This is a genomic window from Pseudomonas sp. LFS074, assembly GCF_047978165.1.
Taxonomy (GTDB): domain Bacteria; phylum Pseudomonadota; class Gammaproteobacteria; order Pseudomonadales; family Pseudomonadaceae; genus Aquipseudomonas; species Aquipseudomonas putida_P.
In genome coordinates this window covers 1,367,632-1,384,107 of record NZ_JBFPFV010000001.1, presented here as the reverse complement: position 1 = coordinate 1,384,107, position 16,476 = coordinate 1,367,632, and the positions used below count along the sequence as shown (strand labels likewise).

The window sequence follows — 16,476 nt, the reverse complement described above, 5'->3', positions numbered from 1 at the left end:
GCAACTTCACAGCCCCAGGCGCTATGCTGGGGCACATTCCAGCATGAGCAACTGCCCTCCCCCTATGTCTCAGGTGATCATCAAGACCCCCGCCCAACTCGACCTGATGCGCCGCGCCGGCCAACTGCTGGCCCAGGTGTTCGCCGACCTCGACAGCTTCATCCGCCCCGGTGTCACCACCATGCAGATCAACGATCGCGCCGAGGCATTCATCGTCAATACACTCAAGGCGCGGCCAGCGAGCAAAGGCCAGTATGGCTTCCCCTACTCGCTCAATACCTCGGTGGACCATGTGGTGTGCCACGGCATACCCAAAGTCGATGAAGTGCTCAAGGAAGGCTCGATCATCAACGTCGACATCACCCTGGAACAGGGCGGCTACATTGCCGACTCTTCGAAGATGTATGGCATCGGAGCGATCAGCGATGAAGCCCGGCGGTTGGTCGACACTACCTACGACGCATTGTGGAAAGGCATCGAGCAGGTGCGCCCTGGGGCGACGCTGGGTGATATCGGCCATGCCGTGCAGGCCCATGCCGAGGCTGCGGGCTACAGCGTGGTACGCGAGTATTGCGGGCACGGCATTGGCCAGCAGATGCATGAGGGGCCCGAGGTGCTGCACATTGGCCAGCGCGGCATGGGCATGAAGCTGAAGCCGGGCATGGTGTTTACCATCGAGCCGATGATCAACCAGGGTAAGCGTGGCACGCGAGAAATGAAGGACGGCTGGACGGTGATTACCCGTGACCACAGCCTGTCGGCGCAATGGGAGCACACCGTGGCAGTGACCGAGCAAGGGTTCGAGGTGCTGACGCTGCGGGAGGAAGAGCGCTGACGCTGAAACTGCAGGCACAAAAAAAGCGACCCTAAGGTCGCTTTCTTTGTTACTTCCGGGTGTTCAGTGGGCCCTGGAAGTGGAATATGGCGCAGCGGACGGGACTCGAACCCGCGACCCCCGGCGTGACAGGCCGGTATTCTAACCGACTGAACTACCGCTGCGCTATACATCGAGTGGTGGGTGATGACGGGATCGAACCGCCGACCCTCTGCTTGTAAGGCAGATGCTCTCCCGGCTGAGCTAATCACCCATGTCTCTCGGTGTGGCGCGCATTCTACGGGCGACTTTGCGCTCTGGCAAGCACTTATCGAAGTTTTTTCAAACTTGGATCAAACAGCAAAATACAGGCACAAAAAAAGCGACCCTAAGGTCGCTTTCTTTGTTACTTCCGGGTGTTCAGTGGGCCCTGGAAGTGGAATATGGCGCAGCGGACGGGACTCGAACCCGCGACCCCCGGCGTGACAGGCCGGTATTCTAACCGACTGAACTACCGCTGCGCTATACATCGAGTGGTGGGTGATGACGGGATCGAACCGCCGACCCTCTGCTTGTAAGGCAGATGCTCTCCCGGCTGAGCTAATCACCCTTCGTCTCGGTGTGGCGCGCATTCTACGGACGGCCCCATACCCTGGCAAGCACTTTTTAAACTTTTTTCAAAAAAAACCTCATGCCTTTCAAAGACCTAGCGTTGGCGTGCGTTTCTTTCCCGCATTAGTCACTGCTGGCCCTGTGACAGGGCTGGCCTCAGATCAGCGCACGGAGAATAATGCCCGCCTTATGCATTAAGGAGAGATTGCCCCTCATGTGGTTCAAGAACCTGCTGACCTACCGCCTGACCCAGGAAGTTCCGTTCGAGCCTGAAGCGTTGGAAGCCGCCCTGGCCAGCAAGCCGGCCCGCCCATGCGCCAGCCAGGAGCTGACCACCTACGGTTTCGTCGCGCCGTTCGGCAAAGGCGAAGACGCTCCCCTGGTGCATGTCAGCGGCGAGTACCTGCTGATTGCCGCACGCAAGGAAGAACGCATCCTGCCTAGCAGCGTGGTCAACGACGCGGTCAAGGAAAAGGTCGAAGAGATCGAGACCGAGCAAATGCGCAAGGTCTATAAAAAGGAACGCGACCAGATCAAGGACGAGATCATCCAGGCCTTCCTGCCGCGCGCGTTCATCCGCCGCTCGATGATCTTCGCCGCCATCGCCCCGCGCCTGGGCGTGATTCTGGTCAACTCGGCCAGCGCCAAGCGTGCCGAAGACCTGTTGTCGACCCTGCGTGAAGTGATGGGCTCGCTGCCGGTGCGCCCTGCCACGGTAAAAGTTGCACCGGTTGCCACCATGACCGACTGGGTCAAGTCGCAGCAAGCCGCCGAAGGCTTCCATGTGCTGGACGAATGCGAGCTGCGCGACACGGCCGAAGACGGCGGTATCGTGCGCTGCAAGCGCCAGGACCTGACGGGCGAGGAAATCCAGCTGCACCTGAGCACTGGCAAGGTAGTGACCCAGCTGGCCCTGGCCTGGCAGGACAAGCTGTCGTTCATTCTCGACGACAAGATGGTCATCAAGCGCCTGAAGTTCGAAGAGCTGCTGCAAGAGCAAGCCGAGCAGGACGGTGGCGATGAAGCTGCGCAGCAGTTCGATGCCAGCTTCCAGCTGATGATGATGACCTTTGCCGAGTTCCTGCCGGTGCTGTTCGAGGCACTGGGTGGAGAAGAGATTCCGCAAGGGGTCTGATGTTCTCTTGAAGGACCGGTGCTGGCCTGGAAGTGATTTTTTGCCTGCACCGGCCTCTTCGCGGGTAAACCCGCGAAAGGGCCAATAAAATCCACACAGCTATAAAAAGAAAAGGAATTGCCCATGCGTGCCCTCGCCGCCTTAAGCCGCTTCGTCGGCAATACCTTCGCCCTGTGGGTGCTGGTTTTCGCCGTGCTGGCTTTCCTGCAACCGCAATGGTTCATCGCCCTCAAGGTGGCCATTGTGCCGCTGCTGGGGCTGGTGATGTTCGGCATGGGCCTTACCCTCAAGCTCGACGACTTCGCCGCCCTCGCCCGCCAGCCTTGGCGGGTGATGTTGGGCGTGGTCGCGCACTTCGTGATCATGCCCGGCATGGCCTGGCTGCTGTGCCAGCTGTTCCACCTGCCGCCGGAAATTGCCGTGGGCGTGATCCTGGTTGGTTGCTGCCCAAGCGGCACGGCATCGAACGTGATGGTCTGGCTGTCGCGTGGCGACCTGGCGCTGGCCGTGGCGATCGCTGCGGTCACCACCCTGCTGGCACCGCTACTGACCCCGGCGCTGATTTGGTTCCTGGCATCGGCCTGGTTGCCGGTGTCCTTCATGGACATGTTCTGGTCGATCCTGCAGCTTGTCATGCTGCCGATCGTGCTCGGCGTGCTGGCCCAGCGCTTGCTCGGTGCCCGCGTGCAGGCGGCGGTGCAGGTGCTGCCACTGGTGTCGGTGGTGAGTATCGTGATGATCGTGTGTGCGGTGGTGGCGGCCAGCCAGGCGAAAATCGCCGAGTCGGGGTTGCTGATCATGGCGGTGGTGATGCTGCACAACAGCTTCGGCTATTTGCTGGGGTACCTGACCGGCAAGCTGTGCAAGCTGCCGCTGGCCCAGCGCAAGTCACTGGCACTGGAGGTGGGCATGCAGAACTCCGGGCTTGGCGCGGCACTGGCAGCAGCGCACTTCTCGCCACTGGCGGCGGTGCCGAGCGCCTTGTTCAGTGTTTGGCACAATATTTCCGGGGCGCTATTGTCCACCTGGTTCCGGCGGATGAATGAGCCGGCGGTGGAAACCGAAGCAGTGGAACCCGCCCGCACAGGCTTGCCCTGAAACCTTCAGGTGTGCACCATAGTGGCCACTGTGAGGACGACCTCACGACGCACCGCGTGACCATTCCGGGGACGGCCCCATCATTCAAACGATGGAGACACACTCATGTCCTGGATCATCCTGTTCTTTGCCGGCCTGTTCGAGGTCGGCTGGGCCGTCGGCCTGAAATACACCGACGGCTTCAGCAAGCCGATTCCCACCGTACTTACCGTCGGCGCCATGGTCATCAGCCTTGGCCTGCTGGGCCTGGCCATGAAGGAGCTGCCACTGGGCACCGCCTATGCCATCTGGACTGGCGTCGGTGCCGTGGGCACGGTGATCGCTGGCATCATCCTGTTCGGCGAATCGATGGCCCTGGTACGGCTGGTCAGCGTGGCACTGATCGTCTGCGGCCTGGTCGGCCTTAAAGTCAGCGCCAGCTAACCCCCTCCCCTAGCGCAGGTTACCGCGCAAACGGCTGACCTGCTCGCGCAACAACTCTGGCTGCGCCGCCTCCACTGGGATGGCGGCGCCTGCCACAATGGTCACCCGCGACCACAGGCGCTTGAAAAAGCCCTTGGCCGGGTCGCGGCTGAAGAAGCTGCCCCACAGCCCCTGCAAGGCCAGCGGAATCACCGGCACCGGCGTTTCTTCGAGGATGCGGTTGACGCCGCCCTTGAACACATCGATTTCGCCATCACCGGTCAACTTGCCTTCCGGGAAGATGCACACCAGCTCCCCCTCGGCCAGGTACTGGGCAATTCGCGCGAAGGCGCGCTCGTAGGTCGCCAGGTCTTCGTTACGCCCGGCTATCGGGATGGCGCCAGCGGTGCGGAACACGAAGTTGAGCACCGGCAGGTTGTAGATCTTGTAGTACATGACAAAGCGGATCGGCCGGCGGATAGCCCCACCCAGCAGCAGCGCATCGACGAATGAAACGTGGTTGCACACCAGCAACGCCGCGCCTTCGTCAGGGATGCGTTCAAGGTCGCGATGCTGCACGCGATACATCGAATGGCTGAGCAACCAGATCAGGAAGCGCATGGTGAACTCGGGCACGATCCTGAAGATGTAGGCGTTGACCGCGATGTTGAGCAGCGACACCACCAGGAACAGCTGCGGGATGGTAAAGCCTGCCAGCCCCAGCAGGCCAATGGTGAGCACCGCCGACACCACCATGAACAAGGCATTGAGGATGTTGTTGGCCGCGATCACCCGGGCCCGCTGGTCTTCGGCCGTGCGGGCCTGGATCAACGCATACAACGGCACGATGTAAAAGCCGCCGAATACCCCCAGACCGACGATCGACAACAAGATCCACCAGGCCTGGCTCATGCCCAGCAGCGCCAGCCAGTCGTGCGGCGCCGCCGCAGCCGGAACATCACCGGAATGCCACCACCACAGCAAGCCGAACAGGGTCAGGCCGAACGAGCCGAACGGCACCAGGCCAATCTCCACCTTGCGCCCGCTAAGGCGCTCGCACAGCAATGAGCCCAGGGCGATACCCACCGAGAACAGCGTCAGCACCAGGGTCACCACCGTGCCGTCACCGTGCAGCCAGTCCTTGGCGTAGGCCGGGATCTGCGTAAGGTAGATGGCGCCGACGAACCAGAACCACGAGTTGCCGACGATCGAGCGCGACACCGCTGGCGGCTGGCCCAGGCCCATGCGCAGAATCGCCCAGGACTGCTTGAAGATGTTCCAGTCCAGTGTCATCTGCGGCGATGCGGCGGCAGCCCGGGGGATCCAGCGGCTGGCCAGGTAGCCGAGCACCGCCGTGCCGACCACGCCACCGGCCACCACCGAGGCGTAGCTGTCGGCCGACATCATCACCCCGGCACCGATGGTGCCAGCGAGGATGGCGAGGAAGGTGCCGGTTTCCACCAGCCCATTGCCGCCAACCAACTCTTCCTCACGCAGGGCCTGCGGCAGGATTGAATACTTCACCGGGCCAAACAGTGCCGAATGGGTGCCCATGCCGAACAGCGCCACCAGCATCAACGCCAGGTGGTTGGTGATAAAGCCCAGCGCACCCACTGCCATGATCGCGATTTCGGCCAGTTTGATCGCGCGGATCAACGCGTCCTTGGCGAACTTTTCACCGAACTGCCCGCCCAGTGCCGAGAACAGGAAAAACGGCAGGATGAACAGCAAGGCGCACAGGTTGACCCAGATCGACCGGTCGCCGTCGCCCAGGCTGAGCCTGAACAGGATCGCCAGAATCAGCGACTGCTTGAACAGGTTGTCGTTGAAGGCACCCAGCGACTGGGTGATGAAAAACGGCAGGAAACGCCGCTTGCCGAGCAAGGTGAATTGCGAGGAGTGACTCATCGTCCATGGTCCTGAGGGCTTTTCAATTGGAGGCGCGCCGGGCACGCCAGGCCACAAATCTGCATGGGAAATGCGTTGACTGGCAAGCCGAGCCTTCAGAACAGGTACTGCATCACTCGAAACCGAACAACGCCTGCGCGGTATCCAACAACAAGGCCCGGCGCAACTGCGCCGAACAGCCCAGGGCGTCGAACTGCTCGACAGCGGTGCCGAAACTCACTGCCGATTCATGCTGGGTATGCGGCCAGTCACTGCCCCACATCAACCGCTGCGCCCCGTAATGGGCTTCCAGCGCGCATAGCGTCTGACGGGCGAATGAAAGGTTCTCCTCGGGCGAACCTTCCAGCCGATAGATGCCAGACACCTTCACCCAGACCTTGCCCCGTCCGCCCAGGGTCAGCAGCTCGGCGAACCCCGGCTGGCCGAGGCCACGGCGGGCATCGGGCCGGCCAAAATGGTCGATCACGATGTCCAGCCCATAGGGTTCGAGGGCCCGCACCAACGCCGGTATGTCGGCCACTTGCCGATGCAGCTCCAGGTGCCAGCCCTGCTCGCCAATGCGCTCCAACATAGGCCGCCATTCGGCGCCGGTCAGGTCAGGCAAGGCCTGCCCCATGAGGTTCAAGCGCACACCCCTCACGCCCAACCTTGCCATTTCGTCCAGGCTCGCCCGTTCGACATTTCGCTCCAGCATCACCACCCCGCGCAATTGCCCCGGCACGGTCTGCAAGGCACTGAGCAGGTAACGATTGTCGGTACCGAGGAAGCTGGGCTGAACCAGCACGCCATGGCTGAAACCATGGGCCAGCAACTGGCCCAGGTAGTCGCCCAGCGGCGCATCGTAGCTGGGCGCGTAACGCCGCACGCTGGCCAGGTTCAACCCACGGCTGAATACGTGGGCGTGGCTGTCGATGGCAGTCAGGTGTAAAGCAGGAGCGTCGGGCATGGTTCTCATACAAACAAGGTCAGGTTACTTGGCAGCAGCACCGGCCATTTCCGGCGCGGGTGCAGATTCAAGGTTACGGCCACGGGTTTCCGGCAGGCACAGGGCAGCGATCACCGCCACGCCATAGGCAATGCCAGCATCGATGCCAATGGCACTGCCCAGCGACATCGACTCACTCATGTGGCCGACCAGGAACGGGAATACCGCCGACAGCACGCGGCCAAAGTTGTAGCAAAAGCCCACCCCGGCCCCGCGCACATCAGCTGGGTACAGTTCATTGAAGAACGCGCCCAGGCTGGCCGGGATGCCGGCAGCGAAGAAGCCCAGCGGGAAGCCGAGGAACAGCATCTGGGTATTGGTCAGCGGGAAGAACACATAGGCCTGCACGGTCAGCACGCAGCACAGCGCGAACAGCAGGATGTTCTTGCGGCGCCCAATGCGGTCGATCAGCAGGCCACTGACCACGCAGCCGCACCAGAAGGCCAGGATGATCACCGCCAGGTAACCGCCGGAGTTCAGCACTGAAAGGTTGCGTTCGGTTTTGAGGAAGGTCGGCAACCAGGTCATCACCGCGTGGTAGCCACCGTGAGCACCCAGGCCGAGCAAGCCGCCCAGCAGGGTCACGCGCAGCAGTTCCGGGCGGAAGATGCCAGCCATCGACTGCAGGAAGCGGGTGGGGATGGCGTTTTCTTTCTGCAGGCGCTGGAAGCTGTCCGGCTCGGGCACATTGCGGCGTACCCAGATGATCAGCAGTGACGGCAGCAGGCCGACGAAGAACATGACCCGCCAGGCGAATTCCTGCGGCACCAGCGAGTAGATCAACGTGAACAGCGCCACCGCCAGGCCCCAACCCACGGCCCAGGCGCTCTGTACCGTGCCCATGACCTTGCCACGATATTTCGGGTTGATGGTTTCGGCCATCAACACCGCGCCGGCCGCCCATTCGCCACCGATGCCGAAGCCTTGCATGGCCTTGACGAACAGCAGCGGGTAAAAGCCGGTGACGAATGCCGAGAGGAAAGTGAAGAAGGAGAACCAGAGAATCATCCATTGCAGGGTTCGCACACGGCCGTAACGGTCGGACAGCGTGCCGCCCAGCCAGCCACCGATTGCCGAGGTCACCAGGGTCAGGCCACTGATCAGGCCGGCATCGCCCTTGCTCAGGGAGAACGCAGCGATCAACGCAGGGATAGCCAGGCCGAACATCTGCACTTCAAGCGCATCGAGCGACCAACCGCCGAAGCAGGCCCAGAACGTCTTGCGTTCCCGTGAAGTGATCTGGCGATACCAACTGAACATGATTGTTATCCTTTTAGTGTGTTGCGGGCAGGCGAAGCCACTGCGCCGTGGCAAAGCGGCGCAGACGGGTAACGGGGGTGAAGCGGCCGGCTTAGCGGATGTCGATGCGGTAGCGGAAGTGCTGCGCATGGCCGCGCGAGCGGCGCCATTCCAGCGGCTGGCCGGCGTAGTCACGGGCCAGGCGCTCGATCACCACCACCGGGCTGTCGACTGGTAGTTGCAATAGGCGGCCATGCACCGCGTCGACCGCTTCGGCAGTCAGGGTCTCTTCGGCGTAGGCGACTACCTGGCCGCACAGTTCTTCGTAGATCGGGTACAGCAGCGGGCCCTTGCTGTTCAACTCCACATCCAGCAACGGCTGGAAGGTCTGGCGCGGCAGCCAGATTTCCTCCGCCAGCACGGGCTGGGCGCCAAGCAGACGGGTACGAACGATGCGGATCACATCGGTTTCGAGCGCCAGGCCCAGGGCCTCAGCCACCGCCGATGGCGCCGCCAGCGGCTCGATGGACAGGATGCGGCTTTCTGGCACCACGCGCTCGCCATTGGCGGCCTCGAAGCGAAAGAAGCGAAACAGCGAAGACTGGAACTGTGGGCGGCGGATAAAAGTGCCGCGGCCCTGCTGGCGTTCCAGCACGCCTTCGGCCACCAGCACATCGACGGCCTTGCGCACGGTGCCGACCGACATATCGAATTCGGAAGCCAAGGCTGCTTCGGTCGGGATCGCTTCGCCGGGGCGCCAGCGGTTGTTGGCGATCTGCTCGACCATGTGGTCGCGCAGTTGTTGGTAGCGGGGCAGTCGAGCATCACCGGTCAATGGGTGCATGGGTCTCGCTCTCGTCTTGTTATATAAACATATATATGAATTTTTCGTGAGTATTCCCCGTGGCATACGGGTTGTCAATCCTCCGCCTGTCGCCAGGCACCGCGCCTGGCTTATGCTTGTGCCTGGGAACACCAGAACAACAAGGACGTGGCAATGCTCGCCGCCATCAAACGCTACCCGCACACCGTACGCCTGCTGCTGCTCACCACCTTCAGCCTAACCGTCGCCCGCGCCCTCACCCTGCCCTACCTGGTGGTGTACCTGGCCGACAACTTTCAGCTGCCGATCAGCCAGATCGGCCTGCTGATCGGCGGCGCGCTGATCATTGCCTCGCTGCTGAGCCTGTATGGCGGCCATCTGGTCGACACCTTGCGCAACCACACGCTGGTCAGCGCCAGCACACTGCTGTTCGCCCTGGCCTTCATCGGCGCGGTCGCCAGCCGTTCGGCGCTGTTGTTCTTCTTGTGCCTGGTGCTGATCAACCTGGCCCTGGCAGTGGTCGACATCGCCGCCAAGGCGGGCTTCTGCGCGTTGCTGCCGGTGGAGGAGCGGGCCGAGGTGTTCGCCATCAAGTACACCCTCAGCAACGTCGGCTACGCCGCCGGCCCGCTGTTGGGCGTGGCCATGCTGGAGCTGAACGACCATATGCCGTTCATCGCCTCTGCCGTGCTTGGCCTGGTCATGTGCGTGGCTTACTGGCGCCTTGGCGACCGCAGCCTGCAGGCCAGCGCACCCGAAAAGCCTGCGGCCGGCTTCGGCCAGGTGGCGCTGGGGCTGGCGCGTGATCGCCGGCTGGTGTGCTTCACCCTGGGCGGGGTGCTCAGCGCGGTGGTGTTCGGCCAGTTCACCGCCTACCTGTCCCAGTACCTGGTGGTAACCAGCAGCCCGGCCGAAGCGGCGCGCCTGGTCGGCTACCTGGTGACCACCAACGCGGTGACGGTGATTGCCCTGCAGTACCTGATTGGGCGCCGCATCAGCCGCCAGCGCCTGATGCCCTGGCTGCTGGCCGGCATGGGCCTGTTCATTGCCGGGCTGCTGGGTTTCGCGCTGGCCGGCTCGGTACTGGCCTGGTGCCTGGCGATGCTGGTGTTCACCCTGGGCGAGATCATCGTGATCCCGGCCGAGTACATGTTCATCGACCTGATCGCACCGGAACACTTGCGCGGGGTGTATTACGGTGCGCAGAACCTGTCCAACCTGGGGGCGGCGCTGGGGCCGGTGATGGTGGGGTTCGCCCTGGTGCATCTGTGGCCGGGGGCGATCTTCTACCTGCTGGTGTTGTCGGTGATACTGGCGGGCGTGTTTTATGGGATGGGCACCCGAAAAGATTGATGTTTTGTTTCAGATCAATCACGCGCAAGCTCAGGCCTACAACCATCGTCTGCGCTGACGAAGCGGCACCTGCGTGCCAGACTGATTGATCGGGACCGCGTTACCTTTTTTGCTTCGGAGTCTTCATGTCGTTGTCCAGCGGGCTGATCGCCGTGGTCGCCCTGGCCTATATGGCCATCATGTTCGCCATCGCCTTCTATGGCGACCGCCGCAGCACGCCGTTGCCGCCGAAGCTGCGTGCCTGGGTGTACAGCCTGTCGCTGGCCGTGTACTGCACCAGCTGGACCTTCTTCGGCGCCGTCGGCCAGGCCGCCGAACAGCTCTGGGCGTTCCTGCCCATCTACCTGGGTCCGGTGCTGCTGCTGATCTTCGCGCCTTGGGTGCTGCAGAAGATGGTGCTGATCAGCAAACAGCAGAACATCACCTCGATCGCCGACTTCATCGCCGCGCGCTATGGCAAGTCGCAGACACTGGCGGTGGTGGTGGCGCTGATCTGCCTGATCGGCGTGCTGCCGTACATCGCCTTGCAGCTCAAGGGCATCGTGCTGGGCGTGAACCTGCTGATCGGCGCCAACGCTGATGCAACCGGTACCCGCGTGCAGGACACCGCGCTGGTGGTGTCGCTGGTGCTGGCACTGTTCGCCATCGTGTTCGGCACCCGCAGCCTGGACGTGACCGAACACCACCGTGGCATGGTCCTGGCGATTGCCTTCGAATCGCTGATCAAGCTGCTGGCCTTCCTCGCCGTCGGTATCTTCGTGGTCTTCAACCTGTATGACGGTTTCGACGACCTGTTCAGCCAGGCCCGCCAGTCGATCCACCTGCAGGACTATTGGCAGGAGACCATCAACTGGCCGTCGATGGTGGTGCAAACCGCCGTGGCGATGATGGCGATCATCTGCCTGCCACGGCAATTCCATGTGACCGTGGTGGAGAACATCGAACCCCAGGACATGCGCCTGGCGCGCTGGGTCTTCCCAATGTACCTGGCACTGGCCGCGCTGTTCGTGGTGCCGATTGCCCTGGCCGGGCAGATGCTGCTGCCAGGCACGGTGATTTCCGACTCGTTCGTCATCAGCCTGCCACTGGCCGAGGCGCACCCAAGCCTGGCCCTGCTGGCGTTCATCGGCGGCGCCTCGGCGGCCACCGGCATGGTCATCGTCGAGGCCGTGGCGTTATCGACCATGGTGTCCAACGACATGCTGCTGCCCTGGCTGCTGCGGCGCAACAACGCCGAGCGGCCGTTCGAAGCGTTCCGCCACTGGATGCTTTCGGTACGCCGGGTGACCATCGTGGTGATCCTGCTGCTGGCCTATGTCAGCTATCGCCTGCTGGGCTCTACCGCCAGCCTGGCGACCATCGGCCAGATCGCCTTTGCCGCCGTGACTCAGCTCACCCCAGCCATGCTCGGCGCGCTGTACTGGAAGCAGGCCAACCGCCGTGGCGTGTTCGCCGGCCTGGCCGCTGGCATTTTCCTGTGGTTCTACACCTTGGTGCTGCCAATCGCCGCGCACAGCCTGGGCTGGTCGCTGCAGCTGTTCCCAGGGTTGGCGTGGCTGCACGGCAACCCGCTGAACCTGCCGATCAGCCCGCTGACCCAGGGCGTGGTGCTGTCACTGGCGGGCAACTTCACCCTGTTCGCCTGGGTGTCGGTGCTGTCGCGCACGCGGGTTTCCGAACACTGGCAGGCCGGCCGCTTCATCGGCCAGCAAACCAGCGCCCGGCCCAGCAGCAAGCCGCTGCTGGCGGTGCAGATCGACGACTTGCTGACCCTGGCCTCGCGCTTTGTCGGTGAGGAGCGCGCGCGGCAGAGCTTCATCCGTTTCGCCTACCGCCAGGGCAAGGGCTTCAACCCCAACCAGAACGCCGACGGTGACTGGATCGAGCACACCGAACGGTTGCTGGCCGGGGTGCTCGGCACCTCGTCGACCCGCGCTGTGGTCAAGGCCGCCATCGAAGGCCGCGACATGCAACTGGAAGACGTGGTGCGCATCGCCGACGAAGCCAGCGAGGTGCTGCAGTTCAACCGCGCCTTGCTGCAAGGCGCCATCGAGAACATCAACCAGGGCATCAGCGTGGTCGACCAGAACCTGCATCTGGTGGCCTGGAACCGTCGCTATCTGGAGCTGTTCAACTACCCCGACGGGCTGATCAGCGTCGGCCGGCCTATTGCCGACATCATCCGCTACAACGCCGAACGTGGCCTGTGCGGTCCGGGCGAGGCCCAGGTGCATGTGGCGCGTCGTCTGCACTGGATGCGCCAGGGCCGCGCGCACTCCTCCGAGCGGCTGTTCCCCAATGGCCGCGTGATCGAACTGATCGGCAACCCGATGCCCGGCGGCGGCTTTGTCATGAGTTTCACCGACATCACCCCGTTCCGCGAGGCCGAACAGGCCCTGCGCGATGCCAACGAAGGCCTTGAGCAACGGGTGGCGGAGCGCACCCACGAGCTGTCACAACTGAACCAGGCACTGTCCGAAGCCAAGAGCCAGGCCGAAGCGGTAAGCAAGTCCAAGACCCGCTTCCTGGCGGCGGTCAGCCATGACCTGATGCAGCCACTGAACGCCGCCAGGCTGTTCTCCGCCGCCTTGTCGCAGCAGGCCGAGGGCATGAATGAAGAAGCCCAGCAACTGGTGCAGCACATGGACAGCTCGCTGCGCTCGGCCGAAGAGCTGATCAGCGACCTGCTGGACATCTCACGCCTGGAGAATGGCAAGATCACCCCGGATGCCAAGCCGTTCGCCCTCAACGAACTGTTCGACACCTTGGGGGCCGAATTCAAATTGCTGGCGGCGGAAAAAGGCCTGGAGTTCCGCCTGCGCGGCAGCCGCCTGCGGGTGGACAGCGACATGAAACTGCTGCGCCGGGTGCTGCAGAACTTCCTCACCAATGCCCTGCGCTACGGCAAGAGCCCAATCCTGCTGGGCGCGCGCCGACAGGGCGAGCGCCTGTGGCTGGAGGTATGGGACCGCGGCCCGGGCATTGCCGACGACAAGCTGCAGGTGATCTTCCAGGAGTTCAAGCGCCTGGACAGCCACCAGACCCGCGCCGAGAAGGGCCTGGGCCTGGGCCTGGCGATCGCCGACGGCCTGTGCCGGGTGCTGGGGCACCCGCTGGAAGTGCGCTCATGGCCGGGCAAGGGCACGGTGTTCCGCGTCAGCGTGCCGATTGCCCGCCAGGCCGCCCCGGTGCCAAGTGCCCCGGTGGAGCAACAAGGCGGCCAGCCACTGGCCGGGCTGCAAGTGCTGTGCGTGGACAACGAAGACAGCATCCTGATTGGCATGAACAGCCTGCTCAGCCGGTGGGGTTGCCAGGTATGGACCGCGCGTAACCAAGCTGAATGCGAAGCCCTGCTGGCCAAAGGCATGCGCCCGCACCTGGCGCTGGTGGACTACCACCTGGATGACGGTGAAACCGGCACCGGGCTGATGGGCTGGCTACGGGCGCGCCTGGGTGAACCGGTGCCCGGTGTGGTGATCAGTGCCGACGGCAGCAAGGAAACCATCGCCCTGGTGCATGCATCGGGCCTGGATTACCTGGCCAAGCCGGTGAAGCCAGCAGCCCTGCGCGCCATGCTCAATCGCCATCTGAGCCTGGTTCAGTAACCGCCTCGTCAGGCAGTGCCTCGTCGGACAGCGCCCGCTCCAGCAGGTCTGCCGGCAGGCTCTTGCTGGCCCGGGCGCCCAGCAACTTCAGCTGTTCGCTGCGGCTGACCAGGTTGCCACGCCCTTCGCACAGTTTATTGCGGGCGGCGGCATAGGCCTTGTCCACCTGCTGCAGGCGGTTGCCCAATTCGTCCAGGTCCTGGATGAACAGCACGAACTTGTCGTACAGCCAACCGGCGCGCTCGGCGATCTCGCGGGCGTTCTGGCCCTGGCGTTCCTGCTTCCACAAGCTGTCGATCACCCGCAGGGTGGCGAGCAACGTGGTGGGGCTGACGATCACGATCTGCCGGTCGAAGGCTTCCTGGAACAAGTTCGGCTCGGCCTGCAGGGCTGCCGAGAAGGCCGCCTCGATGGGTACGAACAGCAGCACGAAATCCAGGCTGTGCAGGCCTTCGAGGCGGTTGTAGTCCTTGCTCGACAACCCTTTGACGTGGCTGCGCAGCGACTGCACGTGCTGTTTGAGCGCGGCCTCGTCATTGCCGGCAACGAACTGCTGGTACGCGGTAAGGCTGACCTTGGCGTCCACCACCACCTGCTTGTCGCCAGGCAGCATGATCAGCACATCGGGCTGGAAGCGCTCGCCATCGGCGCTCTTGAGGCTGACCTGGGTCTGGTATTCACGGCCTTTTTCCAGGCCAGCATGCTCCAGCACCCGCTCGAGGATCAGCTCGCCCCAGTTACCCTGGGTTTTCTGGCCCTTCAGGGCTTGCGTGAGGTTGGTGGCTTCGTCGGAGAGGCGCAAGTTGAGCTGTTGCAGTCGTTCCAGCTCCTTGCCCAGCGAGAAGCGCTCGCGGGCTTCTTGCTGGTAGCTTTCCTCCACGCGTTTTTCGAAGGACTGGATACGCTCCTTGAGCGGGTCGAGCAACTGCCCGAGGTGCTGCTGGCTGGTCTGGGCGAAGCGCTGCTCGCGCTCGTCGAAAATTTTGGTGGCCATGTCGGCGAACTGGGCGCGCAGCGTGTCACGGGCCTCCTGCAGGTCTTCCAGACGCTGCTGGTGGCTTTCCTGCTGCTCACGCAGTTCGGCCTCAAGGCGGGCGGTTTGCGCTTCCAGCCGGCGCAGTTCGGCTTCACGGTTGGCACGTTCAAGGTGCCAGGCGTGAGCTGCGTCACGGGCGTTGTCGCGGTCTATCTGCAGCAGCTCAAGCTCGCGGCCCTGGGCGGCCAGCTGGGTCTGCTTGACGGTGTTCGCTTCGCTGAGGTCGCTGACTTCGTCGCGGCTGGCGTCCAATTGCGCCTGCAAGCCGGCCTGAGCCAGTTGGGCGGCGTTCAGACGCTCTTCGAGCAAAGCCTGCTCACCTTGCCGCGCGCCCTGGCGGCGCTGCACCTGCATGACCCACCCCAGGCAGGGTAAAGCGCCTGCCACCAAGCCCAGCAGAATGCTGGCCAGATCCACTGTCATGCTTACCCCGAAAGATCCTGGACGATTGATGCGCAGCTTATCAGCCTGAGCACTGTGTTGCCTGTGCGGGCCTGTTCGGGGTCAGCACACCTCAGCCAGGAAACCACTGCCGCAACAGCCGCCGCGCTTCCTGCGACCCCTGCCCTGCCGCAAGCTCCAGCCAATAGCGCGCCTGCTCAGGCTCGTTATGCTGGCACTGCCGCGCGTACTCCAATTGCGCCCGCCGATCCCCTGCACGGGCGGCCTGGCGCAGCAGCTCATGGCCAATGCGCCGGTCGCGGGCGTTGCCACAATCGCGGCACAGCATCTGCCCCAAGCGGCTTTGCGCCACCACCACGCCCTGGCGCGCTGGCTGCTTCAACAGGCGCCCGGCCAGATGCTTGACCTGGGGCTTGTCGCCCAGGCGCGGGCTGTCGAGCAGCCACAAGGCCACTTTCAGGGAAAAGCGTTTGGCGGGAGGCGCAGGTGTCGATGCAGCGGGGCTGGCGAGGTGTTTACCGCGGAACTTCATGAGCAACAGGTTTGGCAACTCGAAAGGCGCGCCACTCTACTCTTTTTTTTTCACCCTGACCTGTCGATTTCTGGAGGATTGAAAAAAAATTTCAATGATCTTTTCTTGACGTTTTCAGGAGGGTGACCACCCGGTCTGTCGGGGCATGTCGATTGTCGGACAGTTCCTTCTATTGCTGGCACGCCCGTGCTAGAGCAAGCGCCCGGGACAATCCACAGTTCCTGTGGATAACTCGGTGGACAACCCTCTCCTATTCCCCGCAAACCCCCGTAAATTGGGGGCTTTGCTCAAACTGACGATTTTTTCACCAGCTAAAAATAGTGTTTTTTTTCATTGACTTAACCATGCAGTCAAGTCATTGGCGAGGTTCTCGAAGCCTGTTGCCAGGCTGTTACAGAGGATGCCCCGAATGTGAACAAGTGCACCATAACCCTCCAATTGAGTGCACGAAAAGGGCACATCGGCCCGCATACGGGCCATTTGCCCCCTCTTCACAGCAGCGAGAATTCGCGCCATACTGCGCGGCTCACCT

12 protein-coding genes and 4 tRNA genes are annotated in these 16,476 nt (G+C 63.0%); 6 read left to right on the top strand and 10 right to left on the bottom strand.

From position 1 onward, the window contains the following. Positions 1 to 43: 43 nt before the first annotated feature. Positions 44 to 835, top strand: a complete 792-nt coding sequence (map, locus tag ACNQP3_RS06405) for a type I methionyl aminopeptidase (protein WP_012270982.1) — start codon at positions 44 to 46, stop codon at positions 833 to 835. A gap of 87 nt (positions 836 to 922) precedes the next feature. On the opposite strand, the gene ACNQP3_RS06400 is transcribed toward map, so the two are convergent. From ACNQP3_RS06400 to ACNQP3_RS06385, 4 genes are all read right to left on the bottom strand, one after another. Continuing rightward, positions 923 to 999, bottom strand: a tRNA-Asp gene (locus tag ACNQP3_RS06400). Positions 1,000 to 1,012: 13 nt separating this feature from the next. Further along, positions 1,013 to 1,088, bottom strand: a tRNA-Val gene (locus tag ACNQP3_RS06395). 170 nt (positions 1,089 to 1,258) lie between these two features. Beyond that, a tRNA-Asp gene (locus ACNQP3_RS06390) sits at positions 1,259 to 1,335 on the bottom strand. Between the two features lie 13 nt (positions 1,336 to 1,348). Beyond that, positions 1,349 to 1,424: transfer RNA gene (locus tag ACNQP3_RS06385), tRNA-Val, on the bottom strand. A 216-nt stretch (positions 1,425 to 1,640) separates the two neighbouring features. On the opposite strand from ACNQP3_RS06385, the gene rdgC reads away from it, so the two are divergent. From rdgC to sugE, 3 genes are all read left to right on the top strand, one after another. Beyond that, positions 1,641 to 2,561 (top strand): recombination-associated protein RdgC, encoded by a 921-nt coding sequence (gene rdgC / locus ACNQP3_RS06380; protein ID WP_012270981.1) that lies wholly within the window; start codon positions 1,641 to 1,643, stop codon positions 2,559 to 2,561. Between the two features lie 123 nt (positions 2,562 to 2,684). Next, a complete protein-coding gene (locus tag ACNQP3_RS06375; RefSeq protein ID WP_012270980.1) occupies positions 2,685 to 3,659 on the top strand; it encodes a bile acid:sodium symporter family protein in 975 nt (324 codons plus the stop codon). 105 nt (positions 3,660 to 3,764) lie between these two features. Further along, positions 3,765 to 4,082, top strand: coding sequence for a quaternary ammonium compound efflux SMR transporter SugE (sugE, locus tag ACNQP3_RS06370; protein WP_012270979.1), 318 nt, complete (start codon positions 3,765 to 3,767; stop codon positions 4,080 to 4,082). 9 nt (positions 4,083 to 4,091) lie between these two features. On the opposite strand, the gene ACNQP3_RS06365 is transcribed toward sugE, so the two are convergent. The 4 genes from ACNQP3_RS06365 to ACNQP3_RS06350 form a co-directional block, all read right to left on the bottom strand. After that, positions 4,092 to 5,969 (bottom strand): 1-acyl-sn-glycerol-3-phosphate acyltransferase, encoded by a 1,878-nt coding sequence (locus ACNQP3_RS06365; protein ID WP_012270978.1) that lies wholly within the window; start codon positions 5,967 to 5,969, stop codon positions 4,092 to 4,094. A 112-nt stretch (positions 5,970 to 6,081) separates the two neighbouring features. After that, positions 6,082 to 6,915 carry an amidohydrolase family protein gene (locus ACNQP3_RS06360; RefSeq protein WP_012270977.1) on the bottom strand — a complete coding sequence of 278 codons (834 nt, stop codon included), beginning with the start codon at positions 6,913 to 6,915 and terminating at the stop codon, positions 6,082 to 6,084. 24 nt (positions 6,916 to 6,939) lie between these two features. Further along, entirely contained in the window at positions 6,940 to 8,214 is a 1,275-nt protein-coding gene (locus ACNQP3_RS06355) for an MFS transporter (RefSeq protein WP_012270976.1), read from the bottom strand. 91 nt (positions 8,215 to 8,305) lie between these two features. Beyond that, complete coding sequence (locus ACNQP3_RS06350) at positions 8,306 to 9,037, bottom strand: GntR family transcriptional regulator (protein ID WP_012270975.1); 732 nt, start codon at positions 9,035 to 9,037, stop codon at positions 8,306 to 8,308. A 153-nt stretch (positions 9,038 to 9,190) separates the two neighbouring features. Here ACNQP3_RS06350 and ACNQP3_RS06345 point away from each other — a divergent pair, with 153 nt between their 5' ends. Then, positions 9,191 to 10,369 (top strand): MFS transporter, encoded by a 1,179-nt coding sequence (locus ACNQP3_RS06345; RefSeq protein WP_012270974.1) that lies wholly within the window; start codon positions 9,191 to 9,193, stop codon positions 10,367 to 10,369. 125 nt (positions 10,370 to 10,494) lie between these two features. Further along, a complete protein-coding gene (locus ACNQP3_RS06340; protein ID WP_012270973.1) occupies positions 10,495 to 13,974 on the top strand; it encodes a PAS domain-containing hybrid sensor histidine kinase/response regulator in 3,480 nt (1,159 codons plus the stop codon). Here ACNQP3_RS06340 and rmuC read toward each other — a convergent pair. Further along, positions 13,946 to 15,319 carry a DNA recombination protein RmuC gene (gene rmuC / locus ACNQP3_RS06335; protein ID WP_171577275.1) on the bottom strand — a complete coding sequence of 458 codons (1,374 nt, stop codon included), beginning with the start codon at positions 15,317 to 15,319 and terminating at the stop codon, positions 13,946 to 13,948. The genes ACNQP3_RS06340 and rmuC overlap by 29 nt on opposite strands. Before the next feature lie 205 nt (positions 15,320 to 15,524). After that, positions 15,525 to 15,944 (bottom strand): tetratricopeptide repeat protein, encoded by a 420-nt coding sequence (locus ACNQP3_RS06330; protein WP_012270971.1) that lies wholly within the window; start codon positions 15,942 to 15,944, stop codon positions 15,525 to 15,527. Positions 15,945 to 16,476 lie beyond the last annotated feature (532 nt).

What these genes read in the sequence shown, in the direction of transcription:
- map (WP_012270982.1), top strand. Translation starts at nt 44, where the DNA reads ATGAGCAACTGCCCTCCCCCTATGTCTCAGGTGATCATCAAGACCCCC.
- rdgC (WP_012270981.1), top strand. Translation starts at nt 1,641, where the DNA reads ATGTGGTTCAAGAACCTGCTGACCTACCGCCTGACCCAGGAAGTTCCG.
- ACNQP3_RS06375 (WP_012270980.1), top strand. Translation starts at nt 2,685, where the DNA reads ATGCGTGCCCTCGCCGCCTTAAGCCGCTTCGTCGGCAATACCTTCGCC.
- sugE (WP_012270979.1), top strand. Translation starts at nt 3,765, where the DNA reads ATGTCCTGGATCATCCTGTTCTTTGCCGGCCTGTTCGAGGTCGGCTGG.
- ACNQP3_RS06365 (WP_012270978.1), bottom strand. Translation starts at nt 5,969, where the DNA reads ATGAGTCACTCCTCGCAATTCACCTTGCTCGGCAAGCGGCGTTTCCTG.
- ACNQP3_RS06360 (WP_012270977.1), bottom strand. Translation starts at nt 6,915, where the DNA reads ATGCCCGACGCTCCTGCTTTACACCTGACTGCCATCGACAGCCACGCC.
- ACNQP3_RS06355 (WP_012270976.1), bottom strand. Translation starts at nt 8,214, where the DNA reads ATGTTCAGTTGGTATCGCCAGATCACTTCACGGGAACGCAAGACGTTC.
- ACNQP3_RS06350 (WP_012270975.1), bottom strand. Translation starts at nt 9,037, where the DNA reads ATGCACCCATTGACCGGTGATGCTCGACTGCCCCGCTACCAACAACTG.
- ACNQP3_RS06345 (WP_012270974.1), top strand. Translation starts at nt 9,191, where the DNA reads ATGCTCGCCGCCATCAAACGCTACCCGCACACCGTACGCCTGCTGCTG.
- ACNQP3_RS06340 (WP_012270973.1), top strand. Translation starts at nt 10,495, where the DNA reads ATGTCGTTGTCCAGCGGGCTGATCGCCGTGGTCGCCCTGGCCTATATG.
- ACNQP3_RS06330 (WP_012270971.1), bottom strand. Translation starts at nt 15,944, where the DNA reads ATGAAGTTCCGCGGTAAACACCTCGCCAGCCCCGCTGCATCGACACCT.